The 15,790-nt window shown below is 59.1% G+C and carries 13 protein-coding genes (1 of these 13 only partly in view); 6 read left to right on the forward strand and 7 right to left on the reverse strand.

Going from position 1 to position 15,790, the window contains the following annotated elements:
- Positions 1-58 precede the first annotated feature (58 nt).
- Both repB and repA read right to left on the reverse strand, forming a co-directional pair.
- Complete coding sequence (gene repB, locus AC5YUO_RS19890; RefSeq protein WP_496156486.1) at positions 59-1,072, reverse strand: plasmid partitioning protein RepB; 1,014 nt, start codon at positions 1,070-1,072, stop codon at positions 59-61.
- Positions 1,069-2,283: a plasmid partitioning protein RepA gene (repA, locus tag AC5YUO_RS19895; protein WP_269346360.1), complete on the reverse strand. Its 1,215-nt coding sequence runs from the start codon at positions 2,281-2,283 to the stop codon at positions 1,069-1,071. The genes repB and repA overlap by 4 nt, the downstream gene beginning before the upstream one ends.
- Positions 2,284-2,717: 434 nt before the next feature.
- On the opposite strand from repA, the gene AC5YUO_RS19900 reads away from it, so the two are divergent.
- The 4 genes from AC5YUO_RS19900 to AC5YUO_RS19915 all read left to right on the forward strand — a co-directional run bounded on the left by AC5YUO_RS19900 (position 2,718) and on the right by AC5YUO_RS19915 (position 7,530).
- On the forward strand, positions 2,718-4,103 hold the full coding sequence (locus AC5YUO_RS19900; RefSeq protein WP_496156487.1) for an FAD/NAD(P)-binding protein: 1,386 nt from the start codon (positions 2,718-2,720) through the stop codon (positions 4,101-4,103).
- Positions 4,104-4,464: 361 nt separating this feature from the next.
- Entirely contained in the window at positions 4,465-4,860 is a 396-nt protein-coding gene (locus AC5YUO_RS19905) for a RidA family protein (protein ID WP_496156488.1), read from the forward strand.
- 31 nt (positions 4,861-4,891) lie between these two features.
- Entirely contained in the window at positions 4,892-5,980 is a 1,089-nt protein-coding gene (locus tag AC5YUO_RS19910; protein ID WP_496156527.1) for a D-TA family PLP-dependent enzyme, read from the forward strand.
- Positions 5,981-6,051: 71 nt separating this feature from the next.
- On the forward strand, positions 6,052-7,530 hold the full coding sequence (locus tag AC5YUO_RS19915) for a M81 family metallopeptidase (RefSeq protein WP_496156489.1): 1,479 nt from the start codon (positions 6,052-6,054) through the stop codon (positions 7,528-7,530).
- A 58-nt stretch (positions 7,531-7,588) separates the two neighbouring features.
- Here AC5YUO_RS19915 and AC5YUO_RS19920 read toward each other — a convergent pair whose 3' ends face one another.
- From AC5YUO_RS19920 to hutI, 5 genes are all read right to left on the reverse strand, one after another.
- Positions 7,589-8,158: a HutD/Ves family protein gene (locus tag AC5YUO_RS19920; RefSeq protein WP_496156490.1), complete on the reverse strand. Its 570-nt coding sequence runs from the start codon at positions 8,156-8,158 to the stop codon at positions 7,589-7,591.
- Positions 8,159-8,221: 63 nt separating this feature from the next.
- Positions 8,222-9,895 (reverse strand): urocanate hydratase, encoded by a 1,674-nt coding sequence (gene hutU / locus AC5YUO_RS19925; RefSeq protein WP_496156491.1) that lies wholly within the window; start codon positions 9,893-9,895, stop codon positions 8,222-8,224.
- Positions 9,896-9,909: 14 nt separating this feature from the next.
- The gene (gene hutG, locus AC5YUO_RS19930; protein ID WP_496156492.1) at positions 9,910-10,710 is read right to left on the reverse strand and encodes an N-formylglutamate deformylase; all 801 of its coding nucleotides are present in this window, start codon (positions 10,708-10,710) and stop codon (positions 9,910-9,912) included.
- A gap of 213 nt (positions 10,711-10,923) precedes the next feature.
- The gene (gene hutH, locus AC5YUO_RS19935) at positions 10,924-12,468 is read right to left on the reverse strand and encodes a histidine ammonia-lyase (protein WP_496156493.1); all 1,545 of its coding nucleotides are present in this window, start codon (positions 12,466-12,468) and stop codon (positions 10,924-10,926) included.
- Positions 12,465-13,724, reverse strand: a complete 1,260-nt coding sequence (gene hutI, locus AC5YUO_RS19940; protein ID WP_496156494.1) for an imidazolonepropionase — start codon at positions 13,722-13,724, stop codon at positions 12,465-12,467. The genes hutH and hutI overlap by 4 nt, the downstream gene beginning before the upstream one ends.
- Before the next feature lie 114 nt (positions 13,725-13,838).
- Here hutI and AC5YUO_RS19945 point away from each other — a divergent pair, with 114 nt between their 5' ends.
- Entirely contained in the window at positions 13,839-15,185 is a 1,347-nt protein-coding gene (locus tag AC5YUO_RS19945; protein WP_496156495.1) for a formimidoylglutamate deiminase, read from the forward strand.
- Between the two features lie 30 nt (positions 15,186-15,215).
- Positions 15,216-15,790, forward strand: partial view of a histidine utilization transcriptional repressor HutC gene (gene hutC / locus AC5YUO_RS19950; protein WP_496156496.1) — the 5' portion only. The gene runs 172 nt beyond the window's last position; only the first 575 of its 747 coding nucleotides appear in the window; the start codon lies at positions 15,216-15,218; its stop codon lies off the right edge, out of view.

The following is a 15,790-nucleotide window of genomic DNA, read 5'->3' on the forward strand; positions in this document are numbered from 1 at the left end:
ACGTTCGGGGGCTTTTTTCTTTTGTGATGCGTCTCCTGTTAGTCGTTCGAGTTAAAAATCACTGTTTGGACCGGTATTCGGCAAACAGCGTCTGAAGATGTTCCAGAACGAATTCGGCAAATTCCGGAGCTTCGTTCTTGTCGATGGAGATATCCAGCTTGCGGTCGCTCTCGACCACCTTTGCCAGCCGGCCGCCGGCTTCGGATGACCAGACGCCGGTTTTTTTTGGCTGTGCCTTGGGCTTCAGAAAATCCAGAAGCGACTTGAAACGTTCTTCCGAGGGAAGCGCGGCAACCGATGCATCCTTCACATAGGCGCGGGCCGCTTCCTTGACCTGCGACGAAGAAAGCTGATCGGCAAGATCCATCCAGTTACGGCGGCCAACAGTTGGGGCCGGGCCGATGAGATCGACCAGATCCTCTGGAATGCGGCCGACAACCGACAGCATGTTGGAGAGATCGCCCTTGTGCAGCGACATGGCGGCCATGATCGTATCTCGCGGAAACCGCATCTGCAGTTTCTGGGCAAAGCGCGCCTTCTCGATATAAGTGAGGTCACGACGCTCGTTATTTTCCTGTCCCTGGGCGACCACCAGCTGTTCGTCGCTGAGATCACGAACGACCGCCTTGACCGGAATACCGAGGCTGGAGACGGCACGCAGGCGACGATGGCCGAAGGCGACCTGATAACGGCCGGGGAATTCGGGATGCGGGCGCACCAGAATGGGAACCTGCTGGCCCTGCTCCCGAATGGCCTCTACCAGGCCTGCATCCGCCTCTTCCGAGGCTGGCATGCGATCCGGTATGAAGGAGGGATCGATATCGGCAGGGCTGAGCGAAACGATCGTGAGACCTTCCGCGAGCTGCTTTTCGATCTCTTCCGCACGCTTGGCGCGTTCCGATACTTCGTTGAGCGACTGGCCGATCATGCCGACCGGGGAATTCAGAACATCGGTCACCAGTTCGGGAGAACCGAGGATGGGCCTGATACGCGGACGCGACCGCTCTGGTGCGGTCTCGCTGTTGTCTGCACCCGGCGTGCCGAGATTGGCGAAGATCTGTTTTCTGCTCATGCTGCCCTACCCCACGCTTTTTTAATCAGTCCTTCGATTTCAGCGTTTACGTTGTTCATGGCTTCCAGCGCACGGTCATAGGTGGACCGGGTGAACTGGGTTCTTTCCACTTCGAAAAGTGTCTGATTGGTCAATCCGGCATCCGAGACGGCCGTGCTCTTCAGCATCGGGTGGATGAGGACGTTTTCACCGAAAATCGAGCGCAGGAAGGCGACCATCTGGTTTTGCGGCCCATCGCTTGGTTCAAAACGGGTGATGAGGTAGCGCATCCAGTTATAGTCGGAGCGCGCACCCGCCCTGCCGATTTCAGCGAGAAGATCGCCGGTCATGGCAAGGAACTGGTTCATCGACATTACATCGAGCATTTGCGGGTGAACGGTGACGAGGACCGATGTGGCGGCGGTTAGCGCGGAAAGTGTGAGATAACCAAGCTGCGGCGGGCAATCGATCACCACGACGTCATAGAAGTTCTGTGCCTGGGCGATTGCCTGGCCAATGCGGGCGAAAAACAGCGTATCGCCGGGTGCGCGACGCATCAGGGCGCGGGGAGTGTCGTGCTCGAACTCCATGAGCTCCAGATTGCCCGGAACGATATGGAGATTGGGAATATAGGTGCCGCGAACGATCTCGGCGATCGGCCGGCGTTCATCGTCATAGCGGATCGCGCCATAAAGCGTTTCATTCGGACCGACATCGATTTCCGGCTGATGGCCGAAGAGAGCGGACAGACTGGCCTGCGGGTCGAGATCGATGGCAAGTACCCGGTAACCGCGCAGCGCCAGATATTGTGCCAGATGCGCCGATGTCGTGGTCTTTCCCGAGCCGCCCTTGAAGTTCATGACCGCGATGACCTGCAACTCTTCGCCATCACGGCGATGGGGCAGGTACCGTCGTGTGCCGCGCGCGCCCTGGTCAAGGAGTTTCCTGATTTCGTCCATATCCTCGACTGAATAGGAACGACGGCCGGAAGCCTGCGCTGCATCGAGCTCCGGACGCTCGGCCGCGATCTGGCGCAGATAGGCCTCGCCAATGCCGATCAACCGTGCGGTTTCCGCCGGCGAAAAATGGCGCATGCTCTTTTCGGTGTGTGGTGAAAATGTATTTGCATTATGAGCCTGCAATTGGGCTGACAACGCAGCCGAATGCTGTTGTATAAGACTCGTCAGGTCAGGTGCTCCTGCGGCACGTCTTAAATCGGCACTCTGTGTCATCGGTCTTCTTTCGCTCGAAATTGCAGTAGCGGTTTTTTTCGAAAAAGGCGGTTTTTTCCGCAACTGAGATATAAGCGCCGATTCTCTTTTTGGCGCAATAGGCTTTTTTCCCGGATGCGAAAGTGCCGCTAAAGCATTGTGGAAGAATCACATTTGCTTTTTGTGACAGTTTGACGGTTAGCCGCGGCTAACTTCTTCCTGGCGATCACAATGACGGGTGTTGATCGCGTCTCTTTGGGCAAGAACTGCAGGGCCACGCAGAAGTTTGCCGCGGCTAACTTTCCGCTTTCCCCCTTGGCACTTTCGACAAACCCGGAGACAGAAAGTGAAGGGTGGACATTTGCAGATGTTTAATCTCTACTCGTTCACTAGAGTATCGTTGGGTTCGACGCCCGTCGTCTGGCTGTTCAAGCTGTCGCAGGTTGGAGGAATGAATGTCCTATGATGTCGCTCTCGTCGGGTCGGGTTTTTCGGCCATCTGTACTGCCGCCCATCTTTTATCATCCCTGCCGCCCGAGGCCTCGATTGCTATCGTGGGCGATGAATCGGATTTCGGGCGCGGCACCGCCTATCGCACGGAACTTCCCTATCACAGGCTGAATGTGCCGGCCGGGCGAATGAGTGTCTTCCCTGACCGGCCCGATGATTTTGTCGACTGGTTGGCGGAGAACGGGATAACGGACGATCCTTTGTCGTTCGCCTCGCGCGGAGACTATGGTCTTTATCTTCGTGACAGGCTGGCGGTTCTGCTGAGAAGCCGGGAGCAACGGGCGCGGGTGGATTTCGTTCGGGCCAAGGCTTCGGCCTGTCGGCCGGATGGCGCGGATGGATTTTCGTTTGCTTTGGAGAATGGCGAACGGCTGCGCGCGCAAAATGTCGTTTTATGTCTGGGGGTCGGCGCGGCAAGTTTGCCGGTGCAAACTGTCGCGAGGGAAGAAGAGGGACCACAACGTGTCATCGGCCACTGCTGGCAGCCGGGCTGGTTGTCGAAGGTCAAGGCAGGCGATCGTATTTGTATTCTGGGCTCGGGCCTGACGATGATCGATCAGGTTTTGACCCTGCGGGGAAAAGGACATCGTGGGCCTATCCATGTTCTATCCCGCCGGGGTCTGGTGCCGCATCCGCATGTCAGCCCGCCTCTGCCATCTACTGCACCGAGTCTGCCGGAAAGCTCGACGGAGATCAGCCGGTTGTTGCAGTCTCTGCGCAGACAGGTCAGAGATGGAGCGCCGTGGTGGAGCGTGATGGATGGTTTGCGACCGCAAACCCAATTGCTTTGGCAGCGCCTTACTCCCGAGCAGCGTGCCCGGTTTCTCCGACATGCTCTACCCTGGTGGAACATCCATCGGCACCGTATCGCGCCTGAAGTCTCCAATGCCTTCGGGACGTTGCTGTCAGACGGTGTTCTGGACATTCATGCGGGTTACCTTCGGTCCATAGAGGAGCGGGAGGAGGGGATTGTCGTACGGTATCGACGCAGGCATACGCAAATATTGAAAGAGCTGCAGGTCGACTGGGTGGTTAATTGCACGGGAATGGAGCGGGCCGGCATCGGCCATTCGCGCCTGCTTGAAACCATGCGCGACGACGGTGTTATTCTGCTTGATCCCTTCGGGCTCGGGGTCGAAGTTGACGACCAGTCGCGTTTACTGCGGACGGACGGACGAAGCTGGCCCGGTCTTTTCGCTGCCGGTGCGCTGACGGCCGGCCGATTCTGGGAAATTACCGCTGTTCCGGATATACGTGTTCAGGCGCAGAAGATCGCGCAGGAGATCACGGATAGAGTAACCGCGAATGATCGGGTTTCCGCCCGGGGCTGATCTGGCTGGAGAATCAGCCGGAGCAAGAGCGCCGTGATAACAGCCATTCTCTGCGCCTCTCCTTGTGGTGTTAGCCGCGGCAAACTTTCTCTCAGAACAAATGTGCTGAAGATTCATTTGGCACAGAATTCGCGGGGCGGCCGGTTACCTAATGTCGTAAGAGCTGGCCGAATGATAGAAGGCAAAGTTCTTCCGTGAAACACCTATGCTTCCTCTTTATGAACGGGTTAGGGATGGCGGCCGATCCCGCGCGTAATATGCCGGATTGCTAAATAATTTACATAGCTTATGGAACTTCGCCATAAAAGAGGCTATAAACCGTGAAAAACTCCGTGTTTATGAAAATAATTTGCGAGGATCCATGCAGAAGCCGAAACTGGTAAGATTTGAAGCGGCGGACAATCAGGCGGGTGGACAGCGCCGACCATTCGCCAAGGCCGTCCGGGCTGGCGATTTCGTTTATGTTTCCGGACAGGTGCCGACCGTCGATGGCGAGGTCGTGACCGGCGGGATCGTGGCGCAGACCGAGCAGGTGGTCGCGAATATCAGGGATGTTCTGGCGCTTGCCGACTGTACGCTTGCGGATGTGATCAAGGTTAATGTCTGGCTGGACGATGCCCGGGATTTTTCGAGCTTCAACGCTGTTTTCCAGAAATATTTCATCGATCATCCGCCGGCCCGTTCGACCGTGCAATCGCCGCTGATGGTGGATGCCAAGGTGGAAATGGACGTTATCGCTTATAAGCCTCTGGCTTAAGGCCCCGATTTTACAATTCTGCGAGTAGATGATGAGCTATCCTTGGCCTGATGCGGGCACAGCCCTTAATGCGATTTCGACGCCCATGCCCGTCATTGATGAGGACAGGCTCGCCGCCAATATCCTCAAAGCGCAATCCTATCTGGATGATCACGGCAAGGCGTTCCGGCCGCATATCAAGACACACAAGATCCCTGCCATCGCAAAACAACAGCTTCTGGCTGGCGCCATCGGCATTAATTGCCAGAAAGTCAGCGAGGCGGAGGTTTTTGCGGATGCCGGTTTCGACGACATTCTGATCACCTATAATATTCTCGGCGCAGCAAAACTTTCGCGGCTGAAGGCGCTGAATGCCCGTATCGGCCAGCTGAGCGTGGTTGCCGATAGCGCGGTCACGGTTGCCGGCCTTGCCGATACATTTGATGCGGCAAGCCCGCTCGCCGTTCTGGTTGAATGCGATACGGGCGGCAAGCGCTGCGGTGTGCAGACGCCGGAGGTGGCATTGGCGCTTGCGGAACGGATCGTCGCGGCACCGGGCCTTACATTCAGGGGTGTTCTGACCTATCCGGCACCGGGTGGGGCCGAGACGGTGGAGAATTTCCTTCGTGAGACCATGGAATTGCTTGCGGCAAAGGGCATAAAGTGCCCGGTTCGATCCAGCGGCGGTTCGCCGGATTTTTACACGGCCCATCTCGTCCTTTCCGCAACCGAACATCGGGCTGGCACCTATGTCTATAATGATCGCTCGATGCTGCGAGCCGGGCATTGCAGTACTGGCGACCTGGCGATGCATGTGCTCGCCACGGTCGTATCGCGACCCACGACAGATCGGGCCGTGCTGGATTGCGGCTCCAAGGCCTTGACCTCCGATCTGCTGGGTTTCAGCGATTATGGGCTAATTGAAGGCTACGAAGGTGCAAAAATCGTCTCGCTTTCGGAGGAACATGCGGTTGTGGATCTATCCGGCTGTGTTTCGGGCCGGCCTGAAATCGGCGATATGGTCAAGGTCGTACCAAACCACACCTGCGTCGTGAGCAACCTTTTCGACAGGATGGTTTTCCATCGAAACGGCATCGTGACACGGGTTGAGCAGGTCGCGGCACGTGGGACAGTCTGGTAATATTACCCGGCTAATTAAATTGCGAAACGAAGCTGCCGAAAGGCGGATCACTGTAACGAGAATTCAGGGACATGCGCATTTTTACGGCGTCACTCGCCACCGAAACCAATACGTTTTCACCTGTCCCGACGGATATGGACGCTTTTCGCGCGGCTTTTTACGCCGGGCCGGGGGAGCACCCCGAAACGCCGACGCTTTGCTCGTCGCCCGTGCCTATCCTGCGCCGCCGAGGCAAGGCGGAAGGGTTTACGGTGATAGAAGGCACGTCCTGCTGGGCGGAACCGGCGGGCCTCATCCAGCGCCAGACCTATGAAACGCTGCGGGATACCATTCTAACCGAACTCGCCGCCGCCCTGCCGGTCGATGCCGTGGTGCTTGGCCTGCATGGCGCCATGGTGGCGCAGGGTTATGACGATCCGGAAGGGGATTTCCTTTCTCGCGTTCGGGCTCTGGTCGGGCCGGAGGTGCTGGTGGCGGCGGAATTTGATCCCCATAGTCATCTGACGGCGCTTCGGGTCAAAAATCTCGATATCATGGCGACGTTTCTGGAGTTTCCGCATACGGATTTCGAAGAGCGTGGCGAGCATGTCGTGGAAATGGCGCTGCGCACGCTGCGGGGAGAGATCAGTCCGATCATCTCCACCTTCGATTGCCGCATGATCACCATTTATCCGACCAGTCGTGAGCCGATGCGTTCCTATGTCGACCGGTTGAAGGTGATGGAAGGCAAGGACGGCATCCTGTCGATTTCCGTCATTCACGGTTTCATGGCCGGCGATGTGCCGGATATGGGAACGCGGATCGTCGTCGTCACCGATAATGACAAGGCAAAGGGCGATGCACTGGCCGAAAAACTCGGCCATGAGCTTTATGCCATGCGCAAGCTGACCGCGATGCCGATGCTGGATACGGAATCGGGTCTCGACCTCGTTCTCACCCTTCGCAGCGATAATCCGGAGAAGCCGGTGGTCGTATCGGATATATGGGACAATCCCGGCGGCGGTGTCGCTGGTGACGCTACGCATATTCTGCGGCGCATGGTGGCGCGCGGCATGGACAATTTTGCCGTCGCGACGATATGGGATCCGATTGCGGTGTCTTTCTGTCACGCCGCGGGTGAGGGGGCCGAGATCGATCTGCGCATCGGCGGCAAATCCAGCCCCGAGGGTGGGGAGCCGCTCGATTTCCGCATAAGGGTGATGCGCACGGCCGAGGCCGGCTGGCAGAGTTTCCGCAACAGCCGGGTGACACTCGGTCGCGCCGCGGTCGTCCGGCCGCTCGGCACGGACATCGATATCATCCTCATCACCAGCCGGACGCAAACTTATGAGCCGGATATCTTTTCCAATCTCGGCATCGATTTCGCGAAAAAGGATGTGCTGCTGGTCAAATCGACCAACCACTTCCATGCGGGCTTTGCGCCTATCGCCTCCGAGATCGTTTATATAGCGGCTCCGACGTCCTATCCGACCGATCCGGCAAAAACGCCCTATCGCAAGGCGAGCCTTGAACTCTGGCCCCGGGTGGCCGATCCGCTGGGTCTGGATTGAGGCGGCAGCGGTTTGTGTCTTATCTGGTTGGAACCGCGGTGGGTGTTCCGGAAAGACGTCAGATACGCTCAAGCGTGATCAGGAAAAACGCGCTTTCGCTCTGATCCGCTTCGATGACGAAGGGCAAACCGGCTTCGATCAGCAGGCCATCGAGTTTCTCTAGACGGTTCTTACTGTTGTTAGTGGAGACCGTCAGAGGTTCCAGCGCGAGAACAAATGTGATGTTTCCGGCTGCTTCGCCTGAAAATGGCCCGGCATGCCTTTCCACCACATGACGAAAGGTTGAGCGCCGGGTCATGACGTTCAGATCGGTAATCGGGCCATCCGGTAAGGTCGCACTCACCGGAACATCGGCCGGAAAGGGCAGGGGTGGGCTTTCTTTTGTCAGCAGCCGCGGATCGCCAGCTGCGATCGCAAGTGCCATACCGTTTCCTTGAAGAATGGACAGGGTACGGTCAATGCCCGAAAAGATCGAAAACGGCCCGTCATTCGCAACCGTCGCCATGCTGATGCGCCAATCGAAGTCCTCGACGGAAGAGCCGAGCGGAAAAATGGCGATTTCCACCGTCTCTCCGCCGCCGTTTTTCCAGGGCATACGCTTGTAGTCGCTTGCGCGCAGCAGGGTCATGGTTTTCCACTTTTGAGAGGGGTCGGCCGGAAAAAGGTGTTTCTCTTTCCGGCCGCAAGAGGATCAATTGCCGAGAATGCCGGGTAGGCGAAGGCCCTGTTCCTTTGCGCAATCGAGCGCGATGTCGTAACCGGCATCGGCGTGGCGCATGACGCCGGTGGCCGGGTCATTCCACAGCACCCGTTCCAGCCGGCGCGCGGCATCATCCGTGCCATCGGCGCAGATGACCATGCCGGAATGCTGCGAGAAGCCCATGCCCACACCGCCGCCGTGATGCAGCGAAACCCAGGTGGCGCCGGATGCGGTGTTGAGCAGCGCGTTGAGGAGCGGCCAGTCGGAAACGGCATCCGAGCCGTCTTTCATGGCTTCGGTCTCGCGGTTGGGCGAAGCGACGGAGCCGCTGTCGAGATGGTCGCGGCCGATGACAACAGGCGCCTTCAGTTCACCGTTCCTGACCATTTCGTTGAAGGCAAGCCCGAGGCGATGGCGATCACCAAGCCCAACCCAGCAGATGCGCGCCGGCAGGCCCTGGAAAGCGATGCGCTCGCGCGCCATATCCAGCCAGTTATGCAGGTGCTTGTTGTCGGGCAGCAGTTCCTTCACCTTGGCGTCGGTCTTGTAGATGTCTTCCGGATCACCTGACAGGGCAGCCCAGCGGAACGGCCCTATGCCGCGGCAAAACAGCGGGCGGATATAGGCCGGCACGAAGCCCGGGAAAGCGAAGGCGTTTTCCAGTCCCTCATCCTTGGCGACCTGGCGGATATTGTTGCCGTAATCGAGCGTCGGAACGCCGGCATTCCAGAAATCGACCATGGCCTGAACATGCACCTTCATCGAGGCGCGGGCGGCAGTGGCAACGGCCTTCGGATCGCTTTCCTGCTTGGCGCGCCATTCGGCAACGGTCCAGCCGGCGGGAAGATAACCATGGATGGGATCGTGCGCCGAGGTCTGGTCGGTGACGATATCGGGACGGATGCCGCGGCGGAAAAGTTCCGGGAAGATCTCCGCGGCATTGCCGATCAGGCCGACGGATTTCGCCTCGCCCGCCTTCGTCCATTGGTCGATCAGCGCCAGCGCCTCGTCCAGCGTATGCGCCTTCGCATCGACATAACGGGTGCGCAGGCGGAAATCGACGCGGGTCTCGTCGCATTCGACGGCGAGGCAGCAGGCACCGGCCATGACGGCGGCCAGCGGCTGTGCGCCGCCCATGCCGCCAAGGCCGCCGGTCAGGATCCACTTGCCCTTCAGGTTGCCATCATAATGCTGGCGACCGGCCTCGACAAAGGTTTCATAGGTCCCCTGCACGATGCCCTGCGTGCCGATGTAAATCCACGAACCGGCCGTCATCTGGCCGTACATCGCAAGGCCCTTCTTATCCAGCTCGTTGAAATGATCCCAGTTCGCCCAATGCGGCACCAGATTGGAATTGGCGATCAGGACGCGTGGCGCATCCTTGTGGGTGCGGAACACGCCGACCGGCTTGCCGGACTGCACGATGAGGGTTTCATCCTCGTTCAGGTCCTTCAGCGTCGCGACGATGCGGTCGAAATCGTCCCAGGTGCGGGCGGCCCGGCCGATACCGCCGTAAACCACCAGCTCATGCGGGCGCTCTGCGACGTCAGGGTCGAGATTGTTCATCAGCATACGCAGCGGCGCTTCCGTCATCCAGCTTTTGGCATTGAGTTCAGTGCCCTGCGGTGCACGGACGTCGCGAATATTATGGCGTGGATTGTTCATGTGCTTTCCCCTTATCATTTCGTGTCGAGCGCAAATTTTTCCATGCGCGTGAGAATGGTCTTGAGATGGGCGCGAAGCCGTTCGGCTTTGCCCGTGTCATAGGCAAAGGGTGGCTGCTCGTTTTGAAGATGGGTGGACTGCGCCAGCTCCATCTGAATGGCATGCACGCCGGTCTCCGGTTTTCCGTAATGGCGCGTCGTCCAGCCGCCTTTGAAGCGGCCGTTCAGAATGCTGTCATAGCCCTGCGCCCCGGCGGTCACCTCTACGGCGACTGTCTCGATCGCCGGATCGCAGGTCTTGCCCATATCCGTGCCGATGTTGAAATCCGGCAGCTTGCCCTCGAACAGGAAGGGAATATGTGAGCGGATCGAATGGCAATCATAGAGAATGGCGATGCCATGGATGGATTTCACCCGTTCGATTTCCGCCGCAAGGGCTGCATGATAAGGCGCGTGGAAGTTCTCGAGGCGATAGGCGATGTCGGCTTCGTTCGGCTCCGCTCCCTCTTTCCAGATGGCCTTTCCGTCGAAGTCCGTTTCCGGGATGAGGCCTGTCGTGTTCTGGCCCGGATAAAGGCTCACGCCGGAGGGATCGCGGTTGGCGTCTATCACATAGCGGTGGAAGGTGGCTCGCACGGTCGTCGCGTTGTCGAGAAGCCCGGCATAAAGCTCATGGATATGCCAATCCGTATCGGCGAGAGTTTTGCCGTTGTCGTTCAGGCGGTCCCAGATATCGGTCGGCACGTCCGTGCCGGTGTGCGGCAGGCCGAGGATGATGGGCGAGCTGCCCTGGTGAAGGGTGAAGGGCGTGATCATCGATCAGCCCCTTCTATCGTGGGGTTACCCCCCTCTGCCCTGCCGGGCATCTCCCCCACAAGGGGGGAGATCGGCAAGCGGATAGCACCCTGCCAATAGAACGAGCGGGCGCGGCATCTGATCTCCCCCCTTGAGGGGGAGATGCCCGGCAGGGCAGAGGGGGGTAACCCCAGTGCACAAACGGAATTGGAGAAGGATAAAACGTCCATCACCTCAAACCTCCAGCTTCGGCAGAATGCCGCCCGAAATTGTCGAGACCAGCGCCCCTGAAGCAATCAGCTCCGCCACTGCCTTCAAATCCGGCGCCATATAGCGGTCCTCTTCCAGCGAGGGGACCACAGCACGCAACACGGCAATCGCCTTTTGCAATTCAGGGCTGGTTTTCAGCGGCCCGCGCAGTTCCACACCCTGAACGGCCGAAAGCGCCTCGATTCCAAGAATGGCAAAGAGATTGTCGGTCATCGGCAACAGACGACGCGCACCGTGGCAGGCCATGGAGACATGGTCTTCCTGATTGGCTGAAGTTGGCGTCGAATCGACCGAGGCGGGATGCGCCATCTGCTTGTTCTCGCTCATCAGCGCAGCGGAGGTGACTTCGGCGATCATCAGGCCGGAATTCAGCCCTGGCTTCTTGGAAAGAAAAGCGGGCAGACCATAAGAAAGCGCCGGATCAACCAGCAGCGCCACACGGCGCTGGGCGATTGCACCGATTTCACAAATGGCAAGCGCCGTCTGGTCGGCGGCAAAAGCGACCGGTTCGGCGTGGAAGTTGCCGCCGGAAACCACCGAGTTGTCCGATAGTACCAGCGGATTGTCGGTCACCGCATTGGCTTCGATTTCCAGCGTGCGGGCCACCTGCCGCAGAAGATCGAGGCAGGCGCCGTCGACCTGCGGCTGGCAGCGAATGCAATAGGGGTCCTGTACCCGCTCGTCACCTTCAATGTGGCTGACGCGGATTTCCGAACCTTCGAGCAGCAGGCGCAGTGCGGCACCGGCATCGATCTGGCCTTTGTGGCCGCGCAGGCTGTGAATATCAGGATGGAAAGGCGCAGATGAGCCCATGGCGGCGTCGGTGGAAAGCGCACCGGTAATCAGCGCCGCCTGTGCTGCACGATGGGCGCGGAAAAGGCCGGCCAGCGCCAGCGCCGTCGAGGTCTGCGTGCCATTGATCAGCGCCAGCCCTTCTTTTGCCGCAAGAACCACCGGGGTCAGCCCGGCCTTCGCCAGCGCCTCGCCGGCGGGAAGAAGCGTGCCGTCATAATAGGCCTCGCCTTCGCCCATCATCACGGCCGCCATATGGGCAAGCGGCGCGAGATCGCCGGAAGCGCCGACCGAACCCTTTTCGGGAATGACGGGGATGACGCCCTTTTCCAGCATGCCCTCGATCAGCCGAACCAGTTCCAGCCGCACGCCGGACGCACCACGGCCGAGCGAAACCAGCTTCAGCGCCATGATCAGCCGCACGATATTTTCAGGAAGCGGCGCGCCAACACCGCAGCAATGAGACAGGATGAGGTTGCGCTGGAGCGTCGCCACATCGGCAGCATCGATCTTGATGGAAGCAAGCTTTCCGAACCCGGTATTGATGCCATAGACCGGCGCATTGCCGGCGGCGATTTCGGCAATGCGGGCCGCAGCCTTCTCAATGCCGGCGTCGAAAGAACGGTCGAGCTTTGCCGTGCCGTTCTCCCAATAGATTGCGGCGAGATCGGCAAGCGTCACGGCACCTGGATGAAGCGTGATGGTTTTCATGATCATGGGGAAACCTTCTGTCCCTTGAAAATACGGACGTGGAGCGGATTAAAACCGATGCGATAGACAAGCTCGGCCGGGCGCTCGATATCCCAGATGGCAAAATCGGCGGATTTTCCCGCCTCCAGCGTGCCGGTTTCCGCAAGCAGGCCGAGCGCCTTTGCCGCATTGCGCGTTGTCGCCGTCAGGCACTCTTCCACGGTCATGCGGAAAAGCGTGGCGCCCATATTCATGGTCAGGAGCAATGACGTGAGCGGTGACGTGCCGGGGTTGCAATCCGTTGCGAGCGCGATTTCGGCTCCGGCATCGCGCAGCGCCTGCATTGGTGGCAACTGCTTTTCCCTGAGCGCATAGAAGGCACCGGGCAGAAGCACGGCCACGGTTCCCGCTTTTGCCAGCGCCTTCGCACCGGCCTCGTCGAGATATTCCAGATGATCGGCCGAAAGCGCGTTGTAGGATGCCGCAAGCGCAGCACCGCCAAGATTGGAAAGCTGCTCGGCATGCAGTTTGACGGGGAGCCCCCGCTGCTTTGCTGCCGCGAAAACCCGGTCGATCTCCGCGACCGAAAAGGCGATGCCCTCGCAAAAACCGTCCACTGCATCCGCCAGTCCTTCCGCATGGGCCTTTTCCAGCCCGGGCAGAACGACTTCGGTAATATAGTCGGCGTTGCGGCCCTTATAGTCCGCGGGTGTCGCGTGTGCGGCGAGGTAGCTGGTGACGATGCGTACCGGCCGCAGCGTCTCGAACCTGCGGGCAACACGCAGCATTTTCAGCTCGGTTTCGATGTCGAGACCGTAACCGGATTTGATTTCGATGGTGGAAACACCTTCGGAAAGAAGTGTGTCGAGACGCGGCAGCGCCTGGGCCACCAAAACCTCTTCCGAAAGCGCGCGGGTGTCACGCACCGAAGAAACGATGCCGCCGCCCGCTTTGGCGATCTCTTCATAGGTGGCGCCATTCAGCCGCATCTCGAATTCCATGGCGCGATTGCCGCCAAAGACGAGATGGGTGTGGCAGTCGATCAAGGCCGGCGTGATCCAGCGGCCGCCGCAATCGGTCGTCTCATCGGCTGTCGAGAAATCGGCGGGCAGATCGCTTTCCGGGCCGGCAAAGGCAATGCGGCCGTTCCGCACGGCAATGGCGGCGTTGTCGACAGCGCCGATGCCATCAAGTGCAGGATTGAAAGTCGCCAGCCGGGCGTTGCGCCACAAAGCCGTGGCGTTCCCCGTCGCCGTTCCCTTCGTAGAATTGTTCCCTGGCATTTGCTTTTCGCCTTTCCTTTGTGAGTTAAATGTATATACATAATAATCGGCTTGGCAAGCTGCAATTTCGGGTTTGAAATGGCCTTGCCGGAAAGAACCAAAGGAGAGGGTGGCATGACGGCAATTCACGCGGGCGCGGCGCTTCTGGCTGGTGGATGGGCGAAGGATGTTCGCATCATCTGCGATGACGGCGTTATTTCATCCGTCGAAACCGGCGTTTCCCCGCAGCAGCAGGATGAGCGCCACGCCGTCATCGTTCCGGCCATGCCCAATCTCCACAGCCACGCCTTTCAGCGCGCCATGGCCGGGCTTGCCGAAATTCGCGGTCCTGGTGACGACAGTTTCTGGAGCTGGCGCACCGTGATGTATAAATTCGCGCTCTCCATGACGCCTGATCATGTCGAGGCGGTCGCCGCCCAGCTATATATGAAAATGCTCGAGGCCGGTTTCGGCCGGGTCGGCGAATTCCACTACCTCCATAATGACAGGGACGGCTCATATTACGGCAATATCGCCGAAATGGCCGAGCGTATCGGTGCGGCCGCTTCGCAAACGGGCATCGGTCTCACATTGCTGCCGGTCTTTTACGCTCATTCCGGTTTTGGCGGCCAGGCGCCGATCGACGGGCAGAAACGCTTCATCCATTCGCTCGACAGTTACGGAAAGCTGATGCAGGGCGCGCAGGCAGTGGTGGACAGTTTGCCGGGCGCCGTCCTTGGTATCGCGCCCCACAGCCTGCGCGCCGTGACCGGTGCCGAGCTCACGGCCATCGAGCCGCTGGCAAAGGGTGGACCGATCCATATTCATGTGGCAGAACAGACGAAGGAAGTGGACGATTCGCTCGCCTTTTCCGGCGCTCGGCCAGTGGAATGGCTGCTGGACAATGCGCCGGTCGATGGCCGTTGGTGCTTTATCCATGCGACCCATATGACGGAAACCGAAACGAGACGTATGGCGAAAAGCGGGGCTGTTGCCGGTCTTTGCCCGATCACCGAGGCCAATCTCGGTGACGGGATCTTCCCGGCCCCGGTCTTTCTGGCCGAAGGCGGCCATTACGGTGTCGGATCGGACTCCAATATCCTGATTTCCGTACCGGAAGAGTTGCGAACCCTCGAATATTCGCAGCGCCTCTCACTTCGGGCACGTAATGTCATCGCCGATGCCGGTTGCTCAACGGGTGAAAAACTCTTCCTGCAGGCGCTCGAAGGCGGCGGCAGGGCACTGGCGGCGCGAAATGGTGTTGAACAGGGAAAAAGCGCCGATTTTGTCGCTCTTGATGCGTCCGCCGTTTCCTATCTTCCGATATCCCAGATTCTCGATCAGTGGATGTTCGCTGGCGGCATTGCGGTCGATTCGGTCTGGGTGCGCGGCAAAAAACTGGTGCAGGCCGGCCGGCATATCCATCGCCGTGAAATATCCGGTCGCTTCAACAAGGTCATGGCCGAACTCCTCGATAGCTGATATGGCCTCGGCAACAAGGGAAAAGAGCCAGTGGGGAAAGGCATTGCGGACGTGACGAAGGCATCGGCCGGGCAGACCCTGCACCAGCGTATCCTCAGCGATATCGAGGGCCGGATCGTTTCGGGAGAATGGCCGCCGGGTCATCGGCTGCCTTTCGAGGTGGACCTTGCGGATCAGTATCACTGTTCGCGCATGACCGTGAACAAGGTCATGGGCCAGCTCGCCAAGGCCGGTTTGATCGAACGCCGCAAGAAATCCGGCAGTTTCGTTCGCCAGCCGCAGATCCAGTCTGCCGTTCTTCAGATTCATGACATCGGGGCCGAGGTTGAATCGCTCGGCCTCGACTATGGCTTCAAAGTCCTGGAACGCACGAGACGCAGCGCCAAAAGCGAGGATCGTGAAAAGCTCGACGTTTCCGTCGGCACAGCCTTGCTCGAGATTATCTGCATTCATTTCGCGGGTGCGCGGGAATTTTGTGTCGAGCAGCGTCTCATCAATCTGGCCGCGGTGCCGGAAGCGGCCGAAACCGATTTTACCGAAATTGCGCCAGGCCCTTGGCTGCTCGGACATGTTCCATGGAGTACTGCCGAACACCGGATCAGCGC

It is taken from the genome of Agrobacterium sp. LEGMi-208b (genome assembly GCF_059511785.1).

What these genes read in the sequence shown, in the direction of transcription:
- repB (WP_496156486.1), bottom strand. Translation starts at nt 1,072, where the DNA reads ATGAGCAGAAAACAGATCTTCGCCAATCTCGGCACGCCGGGTGCAGAC.
- repA (WP_269346360.1), bottom strand. Translation starts at nt 2,283, where the DNA reads ATGACACAGAGTGCCGATTTAAGACGTGCCGCAGGAGCACCTGACCTG.
- AC5YUO_RS19900 (WP_496156487.1), top strand. Translation starts at nt 2,718, where the DNA reads ATGTCCTATGATGTCGCTCTCGTCGGGTCGGGTTTTTCGGCCATCTGT.
- AC5YUO_RS19905 (WP_496156488.1), top strand. Translation starts at nt 4,465, where the DNA reads ATGCAGAAGCCGAAACTGGTAAGATTTGAAGCGGCGGACAATCAGGCG.
- AC5YUO_RS19910 (WP_496156527.1), top strand. Translation starts at nt 4,892, where the DNA reads ATGAGCTATCCTTGGCCTGATGCGGGCACAGCCCTTAATGCGATTTCG.
- AC5YUO_RS19915 (WP_496156489.1), top strand. Translation starts at nt 6,052, where the DNA reads ATGCGCATTTTTACGGCGTCACTCGCCACCGAAACCAATACGTTTTCA.
- AC5YUO_RS19920 (WP_496156490.1), bottom strand. Translation starts at nt 8,158, where the DNA reads ATGACCCTGCTGCGCGCAAGCGACTACAAGCGTATGCCCTGGAAAAAC.
- hutU (WP_496156491.1), bottom strand. Translation starts at nt 9,895, where the DNA reads ATGAACAATCCACGCCATAATATTCGCGACGTCCGTGCACCGCAGGGC.
- hutG (WP_496156492.1), bottom strand. Translation starts at nt 10,710, where the DNA reads ATGATCACGCCCTTCACCCTTCACCAGGGCAGCTCGCCCATCATCCTC.
- hutH (WP_496156493.1), bottom strand. Translation starts at nt 12,468, where the DNA reads ATGATCATGAAAACCATCACGCTTCATCCAGGTGCCGTGACGCTTGCC.
- hutI (WP_496156494.1), bottom strand. Translation starts at nt 13,724, where the DNA reads ATGCCAGGGAACAATTCTACGAAGGGAACGGCGACGGGGAACGCCACG.
- AC5YUO_RS19945 (WP_496156495.1), top strand. Translation starts at nt 13,839, where the DNA reads ATGACGGCAATTCACGCGGGCGCGGCGCTTCTGGCTGGTGGATGGGCG.